Here is a 21,222-nt window from a genome sequence, read left to right on the forward strand (position 1 = left end):
TTAAAATAAACGTTAACTATGAGTAAAAATCAAAATTCAATCGTTTTCAATTCTTTTTTTGTGATTTTGGCTGTATTATTTTTCAACGTTGGAAATGCACAACAAAATTATGTCATTGACAATAGCAATCATTTTTGGGATAAGGTTCAGTTTGGTGGTGGACTTGGATTGGGTTTTGGATCAGGTTACACCAATATTTCGGTTATGCCGAGTGCTATTTACAACATCAACCCCATAGTTTCAGTAGGTGCTGGACTGCAGTTTGGTTATTTATATCAAAAAAACTATTATGAATCTTTTGTTTGGGGTGGAAGCCTTATCGGCTTGGTAAATCCAATTCCGGAAATTCAATTATCCGCTGAATTAGAACAAGTAAGAGTTGATACCCAATATGAAGCTACCTATAATTTTCCGTCCTATTCAGATAGCTATTGGAATACTGCATTATATCTGGGTGCAGGGTATAGGACAAATAATGTTACTATAGGCGCGCGTTATGATGTTTTGTATAATCCGAATAAAAGCCTTTATGGATCTGGATTTATGCCTTTTGTGAGGGTTTATTTTTAAAGGTGCTATCCCGATAGCTATCGTGAATAAGATGCTGAGATTCCAAGGTTTTTTATGAAGTATTATACTTATTGGTCTATATCGGAATTACCTTCTAATACAAGATCTTTTGCAGTCTTTTTTTGGATTGCAATTGTCTCGCTTATTCTTTGGATTTTGATTAAAAAATTCAAAAGGAAAAATGATGACTATGAAAAATTGATATTATTGTGGACAATTGGCGCCGTTTTTAGTCTATCAGTAACTATGTTTTTTTATTTGCAGTTTTACACAACAGATACTACAGAAAAAAGAATTCAGAATGTTTTCAACTCTCCAAACGTGTCAGTAGTCGAAGGTATAATTACTGATTTTGAAAGGAAAGAAGAAGTTAAGAAAATGGGAACTATTACTTGGGAAAGCTTTGCGGTTGATTCTGTCCAGTTTAGATACAATGATGTATTATTAGGTAGATTTAATCATTTTGGTAATACAAATAATGGAGTTTTTAAAAATGATTTATCAGTTAAAATAACTTATTCGAAATTAGATAATGAAATATTAAAAGTAGAAGTTGCAAAGTGAAAAACGTAGAATCTTAGCATCTTAGCGCCTCAGAACCTTTACTTGTAATAATTCCGAAACCAAACCTTCTGCCATTCTCGTTTTAAAATCAAAAAAGAAACTTGTTCAGCCAGAATTACTAAATCAGAGCCATCGAGTTGTTTGATCTCGTTTTCTGGAACGTCTATTATATATAAGAGATTTAAATATTCAGCAAATTTGTACTGAATCATTCGGTAGATTTTTTCGTGAAGCTGAATTTTTAATTCTTCGGGCGAAATACTCAAAGGGAAATCGATTCCTTCATTGGCCAAATTAAAATCTTTATTAATCTGCTCGATTAATTTTAAGTACAAAGATTCCTTTTGGGCTTCTTCAAATAATAATTCTGTATTTAATGGCGAAACATACATAATTTTAAAAATTAGAAATGGCAATTTTCTGAGTCAATAATAATTTCAATGCGTTTATTTGTTGTTTTTGATTTCCAATAATCAACAATTTTAGTCAGCAAAATATCGCCTCCTGCATAGAAAAAAACAGCTCCCATTGGCGGGTTAGATGTCGGAATTAATCCGAAGGTTTTGGGTGCCCATTTCCAGCATTTAAAGTAGGTTCCGGCCAATTCAATAAATATAACACAAAGGGCTATGAAATAATATAAATTTTGCCATTTTTTTCTTTTTAAAAGCAAAAAGAAAAATATCCCAAAAATAAGCGAAAAAATATCTTTTAGAAAGAATCCGACAGCTAAAAACATTAAGGTAAAAGCTCCTGCAAAGCATTTTCTAAATAAATTATCCTTTTTAACGGCTAGTTGTGTGTGAGCAAAAACATAACCTGAAGCAAAAACAATAGCATGTCCAAAAGGAACATATATTGGAATAAATGCAGTTCGGTAATCGTACATTTTGAGCAAAGTGCAGAAAATAAATTCACCCAGATAGGATAAAAATACCATTACAAACATTAGTTTTCTCAAATAAGCATCTGAAGACCAGAAGAAAAAGCAAAAATATAATATGGATAAGACATTTGTAATCTGACGCCCATCAAAATAATGTTCGGTAAAAGAGACACTGTCGATTCCTAATGCCAAAATGGTAAAAAAAGGAAAACAGACTGCAAAAAACAACTGCATTTTTGCATTGTAATTTTTGTCATTAAAGAAAAGAACATTTATTAGTTGATTCATAAAGTTTTGTATGTTTTAAACTTTACGTCCCATTAAGTTTTCGCCAAATGTCCTCAGGATATTTTTCTTTTCAGCATTAATATCCATTTTTTCTAAAGTTTCAAAAGCTTTAAAAGTGTACATTTCTATTGCGTCTTGCGTTGCTTTTGAAGCGCCTGATTCATTAAAAATGGCTTTTGCAGTTTCGATTTTTTCTGAATTTTCATCCAATTGTAAACGGAATAATTTTTCTAATTCTGATGCTTTTTCAGGAGTTGAAAATTCTAAGGCTTTTAAATATAAATAGGTTTTTTTGTTCTCAATGATGTCGCCGCCAACTTGTTTCCCAAAAGTTTCGGGATCTCCAAAAGCATCTAAATAATCATCCTGCAATTGGAAAGCTAATCCTAAATTCAATCCGAAATCATAAATCAAATCGCCTTCTTTTTCTGAAGTTTTAGCTACAATTGCGCCCATTTTCATAGCTGCAGCAACTAAAACGGCTGTCTTGTATTCAATCATTTTCAGATATTCCGGAATAGTAACATCTGTTCTTTCTTCAAAATCAACATCCCATTGCTGTCCTTCGCAGACTTCAAGCGCGGTTTTGCTGAATAATTTTGCCAAGTCTCTAAAAACAGCTGGTTCGTATTGTTCAAAATATTGATAAGCCAGAATTAGCATGGCATCTCCAGACAAAATTCCGGTGTTGATATTCCATTTTTCATGAACGGTTTCTTCTCCTCTACGCAAAGGCGCATCATCCATGATGTCGTCATGTACAAGTGAGAAATTATGAAAAACTTCAACCGCCATTGCGGCCGGAAGCGCTGTTTTATAATCAGTATCAAAAACTTCTGCTGCCATTAAAGTAAGTACCGGACGCATTCTTTTTCCGCCAAGTCCTAAAATATATTCAATAGGCTCATAAAGATTTTTAGGTTCTTTTTGTATGCTTTGTTTTTTTAAGTAACTAATAAAAAAATCCTGGTACTGACTTATATCGTGCATAAAATGAAATTCTGATTTACGAGGCTCAAAGATACAATTCAATTATGAATTATTGCTTTGTAAATACGAAATGCTAAGAAACATTTAATGATTGTTTTTAAAGGGGCAAAAAATGGTTCCTTAAAATAATTATAAAAAAAAACTTGGAAACTTTTTTGGTATTCAGAGTTTCCTGTATATATTTGCATCCGAAATTGGAAACCAAGAACACTAAAAAAGTTTCCTGAACACTTTGAGTAATTTATAAACTCAATTAAATCAGATAATTATGAAAACAACATGGACTTTAGATTCTACACAATCAGATGTTTTAATTAAAATGAGACATTCTATAATTGCTTATTTAGGAGGAACTACAAATAAATTTGGCGGTTATGTGAATATTGAAGATAATGAGATTGAAGATGCGTCGGTAGAATTTTCATTTGATATTAATAACAAAAATGAAAGCTTTCAGCAAATTGATACCAACTTGCAGCTTCAGGATTTTTTTGATGTAGATGAGCATCCAATTATTAGTTTTAAGTCAACTTCTTTTCAAAAAGTAAATAATAATATTAATTTTTTCAAAGGCGATTTAACGATAAAAGATGTGACCAAAGTTGTAGAACTTGATGCAGAATTTATTGGTATTAATAATTACAACGGCGAGAAAAAAGTTGCTTTTGAAATTAAAGGCGATATCAAACGCCAGGATTTTGGATTGGATTACAATTCATTTCATCATAACGGAGGATTAGCGCTTGGAAGAGATATTAAACTTATTGCCAATTTAGAATTCAGCATATAAATCTTACATAATGAATAAATTAATGTAAAATTATTACAAATATAACGGAAACTATTTTTCTGATTTTAGTTTCCTAAGTATATTTGTAATGCAATTGAAAGTTAAAATGAAAGAGAAAATTATATCAAAAGCAAGTGAGCTGTTTTTAAGACTTGGTTTTAAAAGCGTGACCATGGATGATATTGCCGGAGAAATGTGTATTTCAAAAAAAACGATTTACAAGTATTTCTGCAATAAAGAAGTTTTAATTGAAGAGAGTACATCAATGGTTCATAAGCAAGTACATGAAGTTATTGACACGATTGTAGCAAAAAATTATAATGCGATTCATGAAAACTTTGAAATTAGAGAGATGTTTCGTGATATGTTTAAAAATGCAACAGACACTTCGCCCCTTTATCAGTTGAAAAAGCATTACCCGGAAATTTATCAAAATGTAATGACGCACGAAATCGACCAATGCAATCATTATTTTAAAGATAATATTTTAAAAGGTATTAGAGAAGGTTTATACAGAGCAGATCTGAATATCGATATTTATGTGAAATTTTACTACACTTTGATTTTTCATATCAATGAAACTACAGTTTCAGAAAGAGAAGCTCAAAAAATAGAATTAGAAGCTTTGGAATATCACACCAGAGCAATGGCAACAGAAAAAGGAATACAGGAACTCGAAAAACAACTTAAAAAAATCACCGCTTAATCGCCAATAATATATAATTTATGAAAAAAATAATTGTAATACTACTGTGCACTCTTGGCTTGTCTGCCAATGCACAAGTCACATTAACCTTGAAAGACGCGCTTGTTTATGCGCTTCAGAATAAAGCCGACGCTAAAAAGGCAAAATTAGAGGTTGAGAATAGTGAGTACAAAATTCAGGAAATACGCTCTAGAGCGTTACCTCAGATTTCTGCAAACGGAAACTTAACTCATAATCCGATAATTCAGACAACCGTTATTGATGGAGCTGGTTTTGGTCAGCCGGGAACTACGATTCAGGCAGCATTTGGCCAAAAATGGACTTCAAACGCAGGACTTTCATTAACTCAGGCGATATTTGATCAATCTGTTTTTACAGGTTTAAGAGCAGCAAAATCTACTCGTGAATTTTATCAAATCAACGATCAATTAACAGAAGAACAAGTTATTGAAAGAGTAGCAAACAACTATTATTCTGTATACGTACAGCGTGAAAGATTAAAGTTGCTAGACAGTACTTATTTTAATACTACAAAAGTTCATGATGTTGTAAAAGGGCAATTTGATAATGGTTTAGCTAAGAAAATTGATTTAGACCGTATTATCGTAAAATTATCAAACATTGATACAGATCGTCAGCAAGTTAAAAATCAAATTGAATTACAGGAAAATGCTTTGAAGTTTTATATGGGTATGCCAATTGAAACTCAAATTATTATCCCAAAAGAAGAATTTGAAGCTGTACCGGCATCTTTAACTGAAGTTCCAAATGTAGAAAACAGAACAGAATACCTGCTTTTGAAAAAACAAGAAGAGCTTTTAGTATTCAATAAAAAAGCTGTCGAAGCTGGATATTATCCAACACTTTCATTAACTGCTGGTTACAATTATATTGGTCAGGGTCCGCAATTGCCTTGGTTTGCAAAACCTTCAGATGGAGTATATTGGTCAGATTACGCTGCTATCGGATTAAATTTACACGTACCAATTTTTACAGGATTTGGAACTCGTGCAAAAGTAAGACAAGCCGATATAGAAATTAGATCACTTCAGGAAGATATCAAAGACACTAAACTTTCTCTTGATCTGGATTATAGAAATGCAATGGCGCAAATCGATAACAACATGGTAACCATCCAAAACCAACAAGAAAATATGCGTTTGGCTCGTGAAATTTTGAGCAATACAAAAAACAATTATCTGCAAGGTTTAGCATCTTTAACCGATTTATTGGATGCTGAAAATGCACATCAGGAAGCTCAAAATAATTACACAAGAGCTGTTTTAAATTATAAAATTGCCGAAGTGGCATTAATCAAATCAAAAGGCGAACTAAAAACTCTTATTAAATAACTAATTACAATGAAGAAAACTATTATAACAATCGTAATCATAATCGCAGCTTTGGGTGTGATTGGATATGTTTTAAATAACAATAAGAAAAAGAATAAGGAAAAAACAGATATCGTAGCCGAGAAAAATGCTGCTGTTTCAGTTAAAGTTACTCCAGTAAAAACAGAAGTAGTTTCATTAGATTTCGTTGCTAACGGAAACTTTGCTCCAACTCAGGAATTGACTTTCTCTGCTGAAAAATCTGGAAAAGTAATTAGTGTTTTGGCTAAAGAAGGTGATTACGTAAGAGTAGGTCAGACTTTATTGACAATGAGAGGCGATATAATCAATGTAAATGCCCAACAAGCACAAGCAGTTTATAATAATGCAAAATCTGATTATGCGAGATACGAAAATGCTTTTAAAACTGGCGGTGTTACAAAACAACAATTAGATCAGGCAAAACTGGCTTTGACAAATGCTCAGTCAAACTTAACTCAGGCAAATATTAATGTTGGTGATACAAAAGTAAAAGCTCCAATCAACGGATTTATCAATAAAAAGTATATTGAGCCAGGTTCTATCTTGACAGGAATGCCTGCAACAGCGTTATTTGATATCGTAAATACTGCAAAATTAAAGTTGACAGTTACGGTAAACGAAAATCAAGTAGCAAGCTTGAAATTAGGAGATAATATCAATGTTACTGCAAGTGTTTATCCTGATAAAACTTTTCCAGGAAAAATTACATTTATCGCTGCAAAAGCTGATGCTAGTTTGAACTTTCCAGTTGAAATTGAAATTACAAATAATTCAAACAACGACTTAAAAGCAGGTATGTACGGGACAGCAAATTTTGCATCTAAACAACAAAAACAAAGCTTAACAGTCGTTCCTAGAAATGCATTTGTTGGAAGTGTAAGTAGTAACGAAATTTTTGTAGCTGAAAACGGTGTTGCAAAATTGAAAAAAGTTGTTGCTGGAAGAATCTTAGGAGATCAAGTAGAAATTTTAAGCGGATTATCTGACGGAGAAAAGGTAATTACTACAGGTCAAATTAACTTACAAGATGGTAATACAGTAGAAATTATTAAATAATTATTGGTTTTAAGCCTTAAGTAATAAGTTTTAAGCCCTAAAAAAGCCTAAAGCCTATAGCTTACAGCCTATAGCATAAAGCAACAAATATGAAATTAGCCGAAATATCCATAAAACGTCCGTCGTTAGTAATTGTATTGTTTACAATTCTGACTCTTGGTGGATTGTTCAGTTACAGCCAATTAGGCTATGAGCTGATCCCAAAATTTGAACAAAACGTTATTACAATTTCTACTGTTTATCCTGGAGCTTCTCCAAGTGAGGTAGAGAATACAGTGACCAAAAAAATAGAAGATGCGATTGCGTCTTTGGAGAACGTAAAAAAGATTGACTCCAAGTCGTATGAAAGTTTGTCGATTGTTTCGATTACGCTGACATCAAACGCAAAAGTCGATTTTTCTTTGAACGATGCACAGCGTAAAATCAACGCCATCATCAGTGATTTGCCAGATGATGTTAAAACGCCGGCTTTAACCAAATTCTCGTTGAGTGATTTACCAATTATGACACTTGGTGCCAATGGTAAAATGGACGAAGCGGCCTTTTATGATTTAATTGATAAAAAAGTGGCTCCAATTTTATCTCGTGTACAAGGTGTGGCGCAGGTAAACATTATTGGTGGTTCTGAGCGTGAAATTCAGGTGAATCTTGACGCTGTAAAAATGCAGGGTTACGGACTTTCTATTCCTCAGGTTCAGCAAAATATTTTGACTTCAAACTTAGATTTCCCAACTGGAAACATTCAGACTCGTAATCAAAAAATATTAATTCGTTTAGCGGGTAAATATAAAAGTGTTGAAGAATTAAGAAACTTAGTGGTTTCTTCTCAAAACGGAATTCAAATTCGTTTAAGTGATATTGCCGATGTTCAGGATACGCAGAAAATTGCTGAAAAAATATCACGTGTAGACCAAAAAAGTGCAATCGTACTGCAAATCATCAAACAATCAGATGCAAACGCGGTGGCAGTAAGTGAACAATTACTAAAAACAATTGCAACTCTTGAAAAAGATTATAAAGTAAATCAACTTAAATTAGAAGTAGCAAAAGACAGTACAATCTTTACCCTTGAAGCAGCAGATTCTGTTGTTCACGATTTATTGATTGCGGTAATTCTGGTAGCATTTGTAATGTTGTTTTTCCTTCACAGTATTAGAAACTCATTGATTGTAATGGTTTCGATTCCTGCATCGTTAATTGCAACTTTCATCGGAATTTATTTAATGGGATATACTTTGAACTTAATGAGTTTACTTGGTTTATCTCTTGTTGTAGGTATTCTTGTGGATGACGCGATTGTGGTACTGGAGAATATTTACAGGCACATGGAAATGGGTAAAAGCCGAATCCGTGCGTCGTATGATGGAACAGCTGAGATCGGTGGAACCGTAACTTCGATTACATTAGTAATTGTTGTAGTATTCTTGCCTATTGCGATGAGTTCTGGATTGGTTTCTAACATCATTACACAATTCTGTGTTACGGTAATTATCTCAACGATGTTATCATTGTTGGCTTCATTTACTATTATTCCTTGGTTGTCTTCTCGTTTCGGGAAATTAGAGCATATTGAAGGAAAGAATTTATTTGGAAGAATCATCCTTGGTTTCGAAAGCTATTTAACACGTTTCACTAACTGGGTTTCTCATTTATTGACTTGGTGTTTAGATCATTATATTAAAACTTTTATTGTTGTAATTGTATTATTCTTTGCTTCAACCATTGGATTAATGGGCGGAGGTTTCATTGGAGGAGAGTTTTTTGCTTCTTCTGATAGTGGAGAGTTCTTAGTACAAATTGAAATGCCAAAAGATGCTTCATTAGAACAAACGAACTTCATGACGCAAAAAGCAGAAGCTTTCTTAAAAGCACAGGAATATGTTCACAGCCAAATTACAACGGTAGGACAAACTTCTGAAGGTTTTGGAGCATCTCAAGCGACAGCTTACAAAGCAGAGATCGATGTAAAAATGATCGAGCAAAAAGATCGTACAGATGATGCGAATGTTTATGCTGCAAAAATTAAACGTAAACTTGAAAAAGTATTAGTTGGAGCAAAAGTAAAAACGGTTCCTGTTGGTATCTTGGGTACTGCTGAAGACGCAACTTTAGGATTAATTGTAACAGGTCCATCTACAGAAGCGGCTATGGCTTTTGCTAAACAAGCTGAAGCAGAATTACGTACAATTCCTGGAACAACTGAGATCAAATTAACAGTTGAAGACGGAAACCCTGAAATTAACGTAAAAGTGGATCGTGATAAAATGGCTGCTTTAGGTTTGACACTTCAAACAGTTGGTTTAACAATGCAAACTGCTTTTAGTGGTAATACTGACGGTAAATATAGAGCTGGTGAATACGAATACGATATCAATATCAGATATAATGCTTTTGACAGAAAAAGTATTACTGACGTTAGTAATTTGATTTTTATTAATAATGCAGGTCAGCAAATTAAATTGTCTCAATTTGCAGATATTACTGAAGGTTCTGGACCTAGCCAGTTAGAGCGTAGAGACAAATCTGCGTCTGTAACGGTAAAAGGACAAAACGTTGGGGTGCCATCTGGAACAATTGTACAGCAATGGCAGGTTAAATTAGATAAATTGAAAAAACCAGCTGGAGTAAACTACATCTGGGGTGGTGACCAAGAGAATCAATCGGAAGGATTTGGTACTTTAGGAATCGCTTTATTAGCAGCTATTATTTTGGTTTACCTTGTAATGGTGAGTTTGTATGACAGTTTCGCGCATCCATTCGTAGTATTGTTTGCAATTCCGCTTTCGTTTATTGGGGCGATGTTAGCGCTGGCATTAACAAACAATTCATTAAATATCTTTACCATTTTAGGTATCATCATGTTGATTGGTCTGGTGTGTAAGAACGCGATCATGCTTGTCGATTATACGAACCAAAGAAGAGCTGCAGGAGAATCAATCAGAACGGCATTAATTCAGGCAAACCACGCTCGTTTGCGTCCGATCTTGATGACAACAATTGCGATGGTATTTGGTATGTTTCCAATTGCATTAGCAAAAGGAGCAGGAGCTGAATGGAAAAACGGTTTGGCTTGGGTAATTATTGGAGGTTTGATTTCTTCTTTATTCTTAACCTTGATTGTAGTTCCTGTAATTTATAATATCATGGAGAAATTAATTCAGAAATTCTCTAAAGGAGAAAAAATCGATTACGAAGCTGAAATGGTGGCTGATTATACGCCAACTGAATTAAGCGAAGACGGTTTTAATCCGAAACATACGCATTAATAGATTTAATTTTTGATTTGTAAATCCCAAGTTCCTTAATTGGAATTTGGGATTTTTTTTATTGATTCTTTATAAGGAAGAATAGAAATTAGTTCACACAGATTTGGCAGATTTTAGTAGATCCAATTAGAATAGATCTGTATTTATCTGTATAAATCTTTATTCAATCTGCGTGAAAAAATTATAGGCAGTTTTCATATTGTTAACCGAAAATATGTTTATTTGCATGACCTTACTAAAATTATTATGCTACAAAAAGATAAATCTGCGGCGATTGGTTTCATTTTCATAACCATGTTAATCGACATTACCGGATGGGGAATTATTATTCCTGTGATTCCGAAATTAATTGAAGAATTGATTCACGGAGATATTAGCGAAGCCGCAAAAATTGGCGGCTGGCTGACTTTTGCATATGCAATAACGCAGTTTGTATTTGCACCAGTTATTGGAAATTTGAGTGATAAATTTGGAAGAAGACCCATTATTTTGATTTCACTTTTCGGATTTTCATTGGATTATATTTTATTGGCTTTTTCGCCAACAATTCTTTGGCTTTTTATTGGAAGAATAATTGCCGGAGTAACAGGAGCAAGTATTACAACGGCTTCTGCTTATATTGCCGATGTAAGTACAGCCGAAAACAGAGCAAAAAACTTTGGTTTGGTTGGCGCTGCTTTTGGTTTAGGATTTATCATCGGACCTGTTATTGGCGGTTTATTAGGTCAATACGGATCGAGAGTTCCTTTTTATGCTGCAGCCGTTTTGTGTATGGTGAATTTCCTTTACGGATTTTTCATTTTGCCTGAATCTCTGAAAAAAGAAAACCGCAGACCTTTCGACTGGAAACGTGCCAATCCGGTTGGCGCAATTTTAGGTTTAAAAAAACATCCGGAATTAATCGGATTGATTTCAGCGATATTTCTTTTGTATGTTGGTTCACATGCAGTTCAGAGCAACTGGAGTTTCTTCACTATTTACCAATTTAATTGGGATGAAAGAATGATCGGAATTTCTTTAGGAATAATAGGTCTTTTAGTTGGAGTGGTTCAAGGCGGATTAGTTCGTTTTATTAATCCAAAATTAGGGAACGAAAAAAGCATTTATATTGGTTTAGGATTATACACTATCGGAATGCTTTTGTTTGCTTTTGCAACAGAAAGCTGGATGATGTTTGTATTTTTAATTCCATATTGTCTTGGTGGAATTGCCGGTCCGGCGCTTCAATCCGTTGTTGCCAGCAAAGTTTCGCCAAGTGAACAGGGAGAAATTCAGGGAACTTTGACGAGTTTAATGAGTGCTTCTTCAATCATTGGTCCGCCAATGATGGCTAATACATTTTACTTTTTTACTCATAGTGATGCTCCTTTTAAATTCGCAGGAGCGCCATTTATTTTAGGCGGTTTTTTAATGTTATTGAGTACTTTTGTTGCTTATTTTTCATTGAAAAAACATTCAGTTCCAAAAGCAGAAATTCATCCTCAGGAAATTGAATAAAAATAAAAAAGCCTTCATTGTTTAAAATGAAGGCTTTTTTATTGCTTTGAAAAATTATTCTTTAATGAATTTTATTGTCTTCTGTCTGTTTTCAGATTTTACTTTTAAGATATAAATTCCGCGAGAAAGGTTTGATAAATCAATTTCTGAATGAAGATCATTGATTTTCTTCAAGACAACAGATTTTCCAGATATGTCAATAATTTCAACATCATCAATAACCGAATCATTTTTGATATTTAAAATATCTTTCACCGGATTAGGATAAAATTGGAACGAAGTCAAATTAAAATCTGGTGCCGAAAGTGAACCATTTACTTTAGCTGTTACGGCAAGACGTTCTTTGCTTTCAATTCCGTTTATGGTTTGCGAAGCATAATAAGTAGTTCCGTCGACCAAAACAGTTGTCAGAGGCAAAGGAGTTTCAGCTGTTGATTTGCTTGTTTTTCCACTTGAAGAATTTCCAGGAGTACTATACCATTTAATGTCTTGTCCGTCGATAGTTAAGTCTGCTAAAGTTTGTCCAGGCTTAAATTCTACAGTCATTTTATTACTTTGTCCGTTTATTGTTGGAGCAATTGGATCAACAACAACATCCATTATAACATAACATCCATTTAAATCAGAAGTGATGATACTATAAGTACCAGGTGATAAATTAGAGAAAGTATTGTTTACAGAAAACAGATTTAAGTTGGGAGATATTGCATACCTATAACCTCCAGCTCCGCCAGTAGTATTTACCGTGATAGTTTGATCTACTACTTCGGCTGTAGATGCTAATGGATCAGGTTCACTTAACATAATCATCAAATTAAAAATACATTCATTACTGTCTTTTATCATTACGACGTAACTGCCAGCAGACAGATTAGAGAATATATTACTAGCTTGATAAGTGTTTCCATTTAACGAATAGAGATATGGAGCTTTTCCTCCGGAAACTGTTACCTGAATCACTGCATCCTTGCTTCCATTACAATGTATAGGAGAAGTACTAGATGCTACAGCGACCAATGGAGTTGGGGTTGTTACAGTGCCAAAAAGAGTAATTGTAGTGCCTTCTGCATCCCTAACTTTAATGGTGTAAGACCCCGGATTTAAATTTGAAGCTACATTCGAAGTTACGTAAGTTATTCCGTTATCAAAAGAATATTGAAGTGGGTATTTTCCTCCGGCTGCATTTATAGTAATACTTCCCGAAGCTACGCAAGTAGCAGGCGTTACAATAAGAGAGCCAAAAAGAGTTGTTGAAGTAATAGTTATTCCAGTTGTGCTTGTGATACATCCATTAGCATCTTTTGTCTCTATAGTATATTTCCCTATTCGCAAACTTTCAAAAATGTTATGACTCTGAGGATTAGTTAATAATGTGCCATTTTCATTTTTCAATGAATAAAGATAAGGAACCGTTCCGCCAGAAGCAATAACAGTTATTTTCCCATCGTTACTATCAACAGTTGTACTATTAGTTACACTGTTGGTTATTGTTAACGGAAGAGGCTGTGTAATTGTAAATTGAACCGTAGTAAGGCAACCAACGGCATCTTTAACTGTTCCATTATAAGTTCCCGCTTTTAAATTGCTGAACGCATTATTGCTGGTATAGTTAATTTGATCCAATGAATACGTATATGGAGCAATGCCGCCCGAAGCTGTAAATTGAACAGATCCGTCCTGAGATCCGGAACAACTTACGTTTGTTTTAATAAATGTATTGGTTACAGGAACATATTGCTTTACAATATATTTGATCCAGCTTGTATTGCCTAGAGCATCTTTTACATAAAGAATGTAAGTTCCCGCTCCTACAGTATAAATACCAGTTGAAGTATAACCTCTACCGCCATTTGCTGAATATAAATAGGGTCCAGTTCCTCCAGATGCACCAAAAGTTAAAGTTGTGGTACTATTTGAACAAGTCAAAGGAGCGCTGATAGATGCAGATATTACAATAGGCTCCGGAATTGTAAGTGTTACCTCGGTTTTTGCAGATTCGCAACCATTAGCATCTTTTGAAAAGACAGTATAGGTGTCAGCTGGTAATCCGCTATAGACTGTAGAAGTTTCATTTTCAATTAGTACTCTACTAGCGCTCGTTCCTTTAACAGTATAGTAGTAAGGAGCTTTTCCACCTGTCGTGCTTACTGTTATAATACCTGAAGTATAATTGTTTGAGGTTTCATAAGAAACAATAGCAGTCATTTTTGGAGCAGCATATGCTTTTACAATGAAATGTGTTTGTGCTTGGTTTCCGATAGCATCTTTTAATAATATGGAGTAATTACCGGGAGTCAAATTAGTTCGTCCAGGATTGTTGCTGGTATAAGTACTGCCACTGTCATAGGAATAAAGATATGGAGCTACACCTCCCGAAGCGCTTACAGAGAATGAAGCATTTGCGATACAGGATATAGGCGTTTTAACAGTATTTAATAGTATTGGATTATCAAGTGTAATATTTATATCACTTTTGGTTACCTGACATCCATTTGCATCAACAACACTAATGGTGTATAAACCTGCGGACATACCGCCGTAGATTTTTATAGATGAGTTTTGAGCGTATGATATGCCCGAAGTTTGATTTTTCAAAGAATATAAATAAGGCGCAGTACCACCTACAGCATCTAGTTTTATATATGCTCCAATGCTCCCATCATTATTTATAGTTTTAATATCTGTAATTAATTCTAAAGTATTAGGCTCAGTTACTGTGGAGTTATTAGTTACAATACAGCTGTTTGCATCTCTGACGAAAAAAGTATAAACGCCTGCTGTCAAAGCCGTAAAATTAGGGTTAGATGAATACGTCACTCCATCTTTTGAATAGGTGTAAGGAGATTTGCCACCAGAAGCAGCTAAAGTAACCGATCCGTTATTAAAATCTTTACAAGTAACACTTTTGATTGTTGAAGTAATAGCTAAACTAGTTGGTTGTGTAACAATTGCTGTAACGTTTGAGATGCATCTTTTATCATCTTTGATTCTGATTGTATAAGTTTTGGCGACAACATTATTAAAAATATTGCTGGTTTGATAATTAGTACCATCTAATGAGTACGTATATGGTGGAACACCTCCATGTGCAAGAACTGTTACTTTACCATTTGCAGATCCGAAACAAGTTGCATTTGTAACTATTGTAGTAGCAGAGACGGGCGTATATGGCTTTAAGGTTATAGCTGTAGTAGCAATACAATTGGCATTATCTTTAACGTTTATTGTATAAGTGCCTGCTTGTTTATAGAAAAGAGGTACACTTGCGGCATAAGGCTCATTATTAATTGAATATAGGTAGGGACTTTTTCCGCCTGTAACATCCACTCTGAAAGATCCATTGATGCAATCCACTTCTTTCGTAATAGTAGCTGTTGCAAGAAATGGTACAAGAGGATCAACAGTTATAGCTTGTGCATCAGAAATACATCCATAATTATCTTTTACAAGTATTGTATAAACTCCAGCCCCAGCATTAGAAAAAGTATTATTGCTGGAATAAGTATTTCCATTATCGAAAGAATATAAATAAGGGCCTTGTCCTCCAGTTGTAGCAACGCTTATAATACCATTGCTTGTACAATCTATTGCTTTTGCAAGTATTGCGGTTGCAAATATTGGAGTTGGAGTAATTAAAGTAATTGTTGTAGATGCTTGAGAATTTTCAGCATCCTTAACTTTAATCGAATAAGTTCCCTGGAATCCGTTATACGTATTCGAAGCACTATAAGTAACTCCGTCATCAAAAGAATAGGTATAAGGAGGTGTTCCGCCTGTTGCAGTAACAGCTATAACTCCGATAGAATTAGCACATGTAATTTGTGTTGCTGTAGCAGTAGCTACAAGTGCAGGCGGTCCATCAATAATCGAAACCGCTTGCATTGCTATACATCCATTGGCATCTTTAACCTGAACACTATATGATCCTGCTTTTAAACCATCAAAAATATTTGAAGCTTGGAAAATGCTAGAAGGTATTCCATCGATTGTCAAGGCATATATATAAGGAGAAACACCTCCAATTGCAGTAACTGTTATTTGACCATCATTAGAACCAACAGTTGTTGAATTTTTAACGCTTACGGTTGTTGTTATTGCAGTAGGCTCAGTTATAGCTACGTAGGAAGAACTCAGACATCCATTTGCATCTTTTATTCTTATATCATAAACACCAGAGACTAAATTTGTGAAAACATTTGTATTAACAAAACTACTGTTGTTTATGGAGTATGTATAAGGTGCTTTTCCTCCAGTTGCACTTACAATTATAGTTCCGTCAGTGCCCTGAAAACAGCTTACATTCGTTTGAGTAAAAGTTAGTGTCGGAAAATTTATAGGTGCAATAGTTATACTGTTTGTGGCGGTTACAGCACCATTGGCATCTTTTACAGTAAACGAATAAGTTCCCTCGGTTAAATTGCTGAAAATATTACTTGTTTGAAAAGTTGTACCATTTATAGAATAAGCATATGGAGCTTTTCCTCCTGATGCAACAACAACTACTTCTGCATTGCTCATACAATCCATCTCTTTAGTGATGGCAATCGTAGCTGTAATAGGACTCGTAATTTCAGCCCAAAAGCTACCCGGTTCACAATTATTAGAATCCTTTACTCTCACATGGTGCAATCCCGGATTAACATTTGTAAAAACGTTATTGGCTTGAAAACTGCCATTATCTATTGAATAAAAATAAGAGCCGGTTCCTCCGGTTACGTCAGTCACAGATATAGTTTGACCTTCAATCAAAATTTCACCCGTTATAATTGTTGGTTCTGTAATTGTATATGGTTTTACATTTATACACCCATTAGCATCTGTTACTTTGATCAAGTAATTTCCAGCTATAAGACTTGAAAATATATTATTGCTGGTGCTTGGACCTTCGCTAATAGCATATTGATAAGGAGCTTGTCCTGCCAATGCGGTAATTGTTAAAGAAGCTGTTCCTCCATAACATAATACAGGTGTATTAGTGGCGACAAAATCAACAGGAACAGGTGGAGCAAGCGTTATTGTGTTTGTATATGAAATTGTGTTTGTAGCATCTTTTACTGTTACAATGTAAGTTCCAGGAACTAAATCATTATAAACATTTGTTGGAGAATAAGCACCTCCATTTATAGAATAGACATAAGGAGGCTGACCTCCAGTGGCATAAGCAGTTAGAGTACCATTGCTTGTGCAATCTATCATTTTTACAATTGTCAAATTTGAGGTTATTGGATAGTTTACAGTTGTGCTTACTAATGCTATGCAGCCATTAGTATCTTTTACTCTAATATTATAAGATCCTGGTGATAAATTTGCGAAAAAACTAGCGGATTGAAAACTGATTCCATCCAAAGAATATTGATATGGTGCAGTACCGCCAGTGGCAGTAACAATAACATTTTGACGATCAACCATCGCTGTTGCCACTAAAGCTGTCGGTTCAGGAACAACATAAGTAACTTTAGTATTTAGGCAAATAGCATTTTGACTTTTTACCTCTATATTATATGTTCCAGCAGGTAAATTATTATAATAATCATTTGTTGTAAAAGCGCTGCCGTTTACAGAATAGAGATAAGGCGCATTTCCTCCAGAAGAACTAAGACTCAAAGCTGTAGTCTCGCCTTTACATAAAATTGGTTTATGTGAAGCAGTAAGATTTATGGTAGGAAACGTAGTCAGATTAAAGTAATTGGTTGTAATAGTGCCATTATTATCAATTCTGCCATAAATTTTTATTAGACCAACAGAACTTATGTAAGTTTCTGGATTGGCAATCACATTTGTGTTGCTTAATGCATCGGGTTCACTTAAAAAATAAGTTACAGTCGTTTCAGATGAATTTAAATTGCCAATAAAGTCAGTTTTAAGGGAAGTCAGATTAAAAGGTATTCCTTCGCAGATAGAAACAGAAGTTACTTGGGCATAAAAAAAGGTAGAAAATAATAAAAGAAAACAGAGTAGAGTTTTTTTCATAGTATTAAATTTGTTAAAATGGCTTAACAAATATAACACAATAAATATTGTTAAAATTGCGGTTTCCCGTAAAGGCGTAAAAAATTTGAACCTAAAGTAAAACGCTTATTTTAAATACAAATAATGGTTAAAATAATCAATTATTGCTTTTCCTTCTAATAAAACATCAGCGCCAATAATGCCATGAACTGGTTTTGCCTTATGTGATTCCAATGCTTCATTTACATGCGAAAGATCAAAAATAACAATACTGAAATCTTTGCTTTTCCAACTTCCCAATTGCAATTTATTTTCAGATGATATTTGAGTTTTCATTCCCGTTCCGCCCGCGCCCGAAGCCTTGGTTTTTGATTTTTTTGCCGTTAATTCAAAACGTTCTATACTTTCAAAACCAACGCAAGAATTGGATGCTCCGGTGTCTAAAATAAAATTCCCAGAAATGCCGTTGATTTTGGCTTTTATACCAAGATGCTGGGTTTTGGTAAGTTTGAATTTTATTTTCTTGTAATTCTCTTTTTTGAGGTATTCGTGAAGATTTTCCATTTTTTAGTCCGATTGAATATCAAAAATAAACCAATTACGGCCAATAAACTAACAATATAATAGATATAATTTTCAGATTTTTCTTCTTCCGAAAGCGATCCGTAATACACAAAAGAACTCCAATAATAAGGTGATTTCTTGGCATTCGGAATTGATTTGTCGTTTAAATATTCCAGTTTTGCATTTGAATTGGCTTCAAAATAAGAAACACCATTTTTAATGTTTTTATAAAAATCAGTCATAAAAACCGAAGTCGTAAAGTCATTTACTTTCCATAAAGAAAACAATAAATTTTGGGCGCCGGCAAATTGAAAACCTCGCGCAACGCTCATTGCGCCTTCTGCTTTATACAGTTTTCCAATTCCGGTTTCGCAGGCGCTTAAAACCACTAAATCCGGATTAATATGCAGATTATACAATTCAGAATATAAAATTTCCTGATCATAAAATTTGATGCTTGCCGGAGTTTCAATATCACCAGAAGAAGCGTGCGTACTCAAATGTAAAATAGAAAAATTTGGCGCATAATTTTTGAAATTAGAAAATGTTGCATCCGAATTTTCTAAATATTTTCCTTTAAAATTGCTTCTGATTACTTCTAATTCTCTTTTGGAATAACTCAACTCAAAAGCAGTTTTTTCGAAAACAGGAAAAACCCCTAAAACTGTTTTTTCTGATTTTGAAATGAGTTTAGAATTCAGATAAATATTCGCCGAAGTATTATAAGCAATCTTAAAATCATTCAGCAAATAATGCATTTTGGAAAAATTTGTTGTATTGGAGATTTGCGTAATCAAAGCTTCAAAAGGCATAAAATTCAAAATTCCATCTGGAACAATGATGAGGTTTTTATAGGTTACGTTTGAAGGTAATTTTAATAAATCGTAAGCACTTTTTCCATAATAATTATATCCAACAATGTCATTTGTAATGGCATCTGCAGTTCTGAAATAATCAATAAATCTTGAAATTCTTGGAATTGCATTATCAGTAACGTCAAAATGATTTAAGCTAATTTGGTTATTTTGAACGGTGAAATAATAGAGATATTCAGCACCCATAAAATAATAGACCATTGTTGCGTTGTCTTTTTCTAATTTTGAAAATAATGCCTTTAAATCTAAATTCTCCGGAATCGAATTTGGGTTTTCAGATTGAATTTTCTTCAGCGAAAGCATCAATTCATTTTGCTTTTTTATTGCCGAATTAATAGTTGAAATGTTCGCCGAATTACCTTTTTGCTGCTCTTTTAAAATGGAATTATTAGCATTTTGAAATTCCTTTAAAAGCTGTTTTTCTTCTGCAGAAGCCATTTTAATATTTGAAAGATGGCGCTTCAAAATTCCCGATTTTGTCTTTTCTGCCAATTGAAATGCTTCTTCTAAATAGTCAATTTTATTTTCTTTTTTAAACAATTGATCATAAATCAACAGACATTTCTCAGTTCGATTTCTGGCACGAATCTGTGAAATGATTTTAGAGTTTTCATAGACTAATCCGCTCATCAATAAGTTTTCAATATGAAAAGAAAGCCTATAACCTTCAAGTGCTTTTTTAAGTTGATTTTGATTTGCAAAGATTACCGCTTGCAAGTCCAAAATATCCATTAAAACAGTTTCGGGATATAATTCATTTTCAGAGGGAAGAATGTTTTTTGCAACATAATTCGGAAGTAAGATTTTAAAAGCCGCGGCAGTTTGCTTGGTACTTTCGGCATATTTTTTTTCATCAAAAAGTAATAATGCTTTTTCGTAATACAGTTTTGCAATTTTTCTAGGCTGCTGATTTGGGATTTCTAAAAAAAGTTCGGTTGCTTTTTCTAAATAAGAATCGGCGATTTTAAAACGATGTGTTTGCCGACATATATTTGCAAGATTTCGATAAGAATTCGACAAGTTCTCGATATGATTTTTGTCGTTTTCCAAATAGGTAACGGCTAACTTAAATGTGTTTTCAGCTTTCTTATAAAGCTCCTGTGTCATCAAATCCCCTTTAAAGCCTAAGAGATAATTATTGCCTAAATTATTCAGCAAAATTCCTTTTTCCGAATTTGATAATTTCTCTGTTTTTATAGTGTTTTCCAAAAGTTCAATAGCATCAATTACTCTACCCGTATTTTGATAAACATTTGATAAATTTAGAATTGCTGCAAACTTTTGTCTTTGCGCGTCGGGATAATTTTTAGAAGTATTTACAATAAAAAAATATTGTTTTATGGTATTTTCGGCATTGTCATAATCGCCCAAAACGGTATATAAATTGCCAAGCGGTTTTAAACAAAATTCAATTATATCATAATTAGAAAATTTGTTTTTCTGATAAATCTGCCAGGCTTTTTCATAACTCGAAATGGCTTTTTGTGTTTGCCCAAACTGGTTTTCATAGTAGGCTTTATTGCAATTTAAAACTACAATTGCCAGTAATTCGTCTTTGGTTTTTGGTTTCGGATTTCTCCAAAAATCATTTTCTATATTCTCTAAATTTTGCAACGCTTTCGCGGAAGGTTGAGCAACAAAAATATCAATAGCATTATATATTTTATCTTCCTGATTTTGCCCAAAAACATTCAGATTTATGAAAAAGAAAATTAAACCATATAAATAATATAAGTTTATATTAAGTTTTATTTCGCAGAGATTCACAGCGATTTTTCGCAAAGACACACAAAGCATAAAAAGTATTTTGTGTATCTCAGTGCTATCTTTGCAAATCTTGGTGTAATA

At 33.7% G+C, this 21,222-nt stretch carries 14 protein-coding genes; 8 read left to right on the top strand and 6 right to left on the bottom strand.

From position 1 onward, the window contains the following. Window positions 1–18 precede the first annotated feature (18 nt). On the top strand, window positions 19–570 hold the full coding sequence (locus ACWA1B_RS03545) for a hypothetical protein (protein ID WP_456904486.1): 552 nt from the start codon (window positions 19–21) through the stop codon (window positions 568–570). Window positions 571–624: 54 nt separating this feature from the next. Continuing rightward, the gene (locus tag ACWA1B_RS03550; protein WP_456904487.1) at window positions 625–1,134 is read left to right on the top strand and encodes a hypothetical protein; all 510 of its coding nucleotides are present in this window, start codon (window positions 625–627) and stop codon (window positions 1,132–1,134) included. Between the two features lie 38 nt (window positions 1,135–1,172). On the opposite strand, the gene ACWA1B_RS03555 is transcribed toward ACWA1B_RS03550, so the two are convergent. Genes ACWA1B_RS03555 through ACWA1B_RS03565 form a run of 3 tightly spaced genes read right to left on the bottom strand, consistent with a single transcriptional unit; the run spans window position 1,173 to window position 3,298 of the window. Then, complete coding sequence (locus tag ACWA1B_RS03555) at window positions 1,173–1,526, bottom strand: hypothetical protein (RefSeq protein WP_035646182.1); 354 nt, start codon at window positions 1,524–1,526, stop codon at window positions 1,173–1,175. Window positions 1,527–1,537: 11 nt separating this feature from the next. Then, a complete protein-coding gene (locus ACWA1B_RS03560; RefSeq protein ID WP_456904488.1) occupies window positions 1,538–2,308 on the bottom strand; it encodes a nucleoside transporter family protein in 771 nt (256 codons plus the stop codon). A 15-nt stretch (window positions 2,309–2,323) separates the two neighbouring features. Next, complete coding sequence (locus ACWA1B_RS03565) at window positions 2,324–3,298, bottom strand: polyprenyl synthetase family protein (RefSeq protein ID WP_456904489.1); 975 nt, start codon at window positions 3,296–3,298, stop codon at window positions 2,324–2,326. 268 nt (window positions 3,299–3,566) lie between these two features. Between ACWA1B_RS03565 and ACWA1B_RS03570 the strand changes: the two genes are divergently transcribed. The 6 genes from ACWA1B_RS03570 (at window position 3,567) to ACWA1B_RS03595 (ending at window position 11,986) form a co-directional block, all read left to right on the top strand. Further along, complete coding sequence (locus ACWA1B_RS03570) at window positions 3,567–4,088, top strand: YceI family protein (RefSeq protein ID WP_456904490.1); 522 nt, start codon at window positions 3,567–3,569, stop codon at window positions 4,086–4,088. Window positions 4,089–4,194: 106 nt separating this feature from the next. Then, complete coding sequence (locus ACWA1B_RS03575) at window positions 4,195–4,794, top strand: TetR/AcrR family transcriptional regulator (protein ID WP_456904491.1); 600 nt, start codon at window positions 4,195–4,197, stop codon at window positions 4,792–4,794. A gap of 20 nt (window positions 4,795–4,814) precedes the next feature. Further along, the gene (locus ACWA1B_RS03580; protein WP_456904492.1) at window positions 4,815–6,146 is read left to right on the top strand and encodes a TolC family protein; all 1,332 of its coding nucleotides are present in this window, start codon (window positions 4,815–4,817) and stop codon (window positions 6,144–6,146) included. A gap of 9 nt (window positions 6,147–6,155) precedes the next feature. After that, complete coding sequence (locus ACWA1B_RS03585) at window positions 6,156–7,223, top strand: efflux RND transporter periplasmic adaptor subunit (protein WP_320569547.1); 1,068 nt, start codon at window positions 6,156–6,158, stop codon at window positions 7,221–7,223. A gap of 89 nt (window positions 7,224–7,312) precedes the next feature. Continuing rightward, window positions 7,313–10,489, top strand: a complete 3,177-nt coding sequence (locus tag ACWA1B_RS03590) for an efflux RND transporter permease subunit (RefSeq protein WP_456904493.1) — start codon at window positions 7,313–7,315, stop codon at window positions 10,487–10,489. Window positions 10,490–10,735: 246 nt separating this feature from the next. After that, window positions 10,736–11,986, top strand: coding sequence for a TCR/Tet family MFS transporter (locus tag ACWA1B_RS03595; protein ID WP_456904494.1), 1,251 nt, complete (start codon window positions 10,736–10,738; stop codon window positions 11,984–11,986). A gap of 54 nt (window positions 11,987–12,040) precedes the next feature. On the opposite strand, the gene ACWA1B_RS03600 is transcribed toward ACWA1B_RS03595, so the two are convergent. The 3 genes from ACWA1B_RS03600 to ACWA1B_RS03610 form a co-directional block, all read right to left on the bottom strand. Further along, window positions 12,041–17,956: a T9SS type A sorting domain-containing protein gene (locus ACWA1B_RS03600; protein WP_456904495.1), complete on the bottom strand. Its 5,916-nt coding sequence runs from the start codon at window positions 17,954–17,956 to the stop codon at window positions 12,041–12,043. Between the two features lie 105 nt (window positions 17,957–18,061). Then, a complete protein-coding gene (locus ACWA1B_RS03605) occupies window positions 18,062–18,499 on the bottom strand; it encodes a retropepsin-like aspartic protease (protein ID WP_035646164.1) in 438 nt (145 codons plus the stop codon). Then, on the bottom strand, window positions 18,451–21,171 hold the full coding sequence (locus ACWA1B_RS03610) for a CHAT domain-containing protein (RefSeq protein WP_456904496.1): 2,721 nt from the start codon (window positions 21,169–21,171) through the stop codon (window positions 18,451–18,453). The genes ACWA1B_RS03605 and ACWA1B_RS03610 overlap by 49 nt, the downstream gene beginning before the upstream one ends. Between the last annotated feature and the right edge of the window lie 51 nt (window positions 21,172–21,222).

This window comes from Flavobacterium xizangense (genome assembly GCF_054075145.1).

Excerpts from the sequence above, each read along its gene's own strand:
- ACWA1B_RS03595 (WP_456904494.1), top strand. The coding sequence starts at position 10,736 with ATGCTACAAAAAGATAAATCTGCGGCGATTGGTTTCATTTTCATAACC.
- ACWA1B_RS03575 (WP_456904491.1), top strand. The coding sequence starts at position 4,195 with ATGAAAGAGAAAATTATATCAAAAGCAAGTGAGCTGTTTTTAAGACTT.
- ACWA1B_RS03560 (WP_456904488.1), bottom strand. The coding sequence starts at position 2,308 with ATGAATCAACTAATAAATGTTCTTTTCTTTAATGACAAAAATTACAAT.
- ACWA1B_RS03545 (WP_456904486.1), top strand. The coding sequence starts at position 19 with ATGAGTAAAAATCAAAATTCAATCGTTTTCAATTCTTTTTTTGTGATT.
- ACWA1B_RS03555 (WP_035646182.1), bottom strand. The coding sequence starts at position 1,526 with ATGTATGTTTCGCCATTAAATACAGAATTATTATTTGAAGAAGCCCAA.
- ACWA1B_RS03600 (WP_456904495.1), bottom strand. The coding sequence starts at position 17,956 with ATGAAAAAAACTCTACTCTGTTTTCTTTTATTATTTTCTACCTTTTTT.
- ACWA1B_RS03565 (WP_456904489.1), bottom strand. The coding sequence starts at position 3,298 with ATGCACGATATAAGTCAGTACCAGGATTTTTTTATTAGTTACTTAAAA.
- ACWA1B_RS03580 (WP_456904492.1), top strand. The coding sequence starts at position 4,815 with ATGAAAAAAATAATTGTAATACTACTGTGCACTCTTGGCTTGTCTGCC.
- ACWA1B_RS03610 (WP_456904496.1), bottom strand. The coding sequence starts at position 21,171 with ATGCTTTGTGTGTCTTTGCGAAAAATCGCTGTGAATCTCTGCGAAATA.
- ACWA1B_RS03585 (WP_320569547.1), top strand. The coding sequence starts at position 6,156 with ATGAAGAAAACTATTATAACAATCGTAATCATAATCGCAGCTTTGGGT.
- ACWA1B_RS03590 (WP_456904493.1), top strand. The coding sequence starts at position 7,313 with ATGAAATTAGCCGAAATATCCATAAAACGTCCGTCGTTAGTAATTGTA.
- ACWA1B_RS03605 (WP_035646164.1), bottom strand. The coding sequence starts at position 18,499 with ATGGAAAATCTTCACGAATACCTCAAAAAAGAGAATTACAAGAAAATA.
- ACWA1B_RS03550 (WP_456904487.1), top strand. The coding sequence starts at position 625 with ATGAAGTATTATACTTATTGGTCTATATCGGAATTACCTTCTAATACA.
- ACWA1B_RS03570 (WP_456904490.1), top strand. The coding sequence starts at position 3,567 with ATGAAAACAACATGGACTTTAGATTCTACACAATCAGATGTTTTAATT.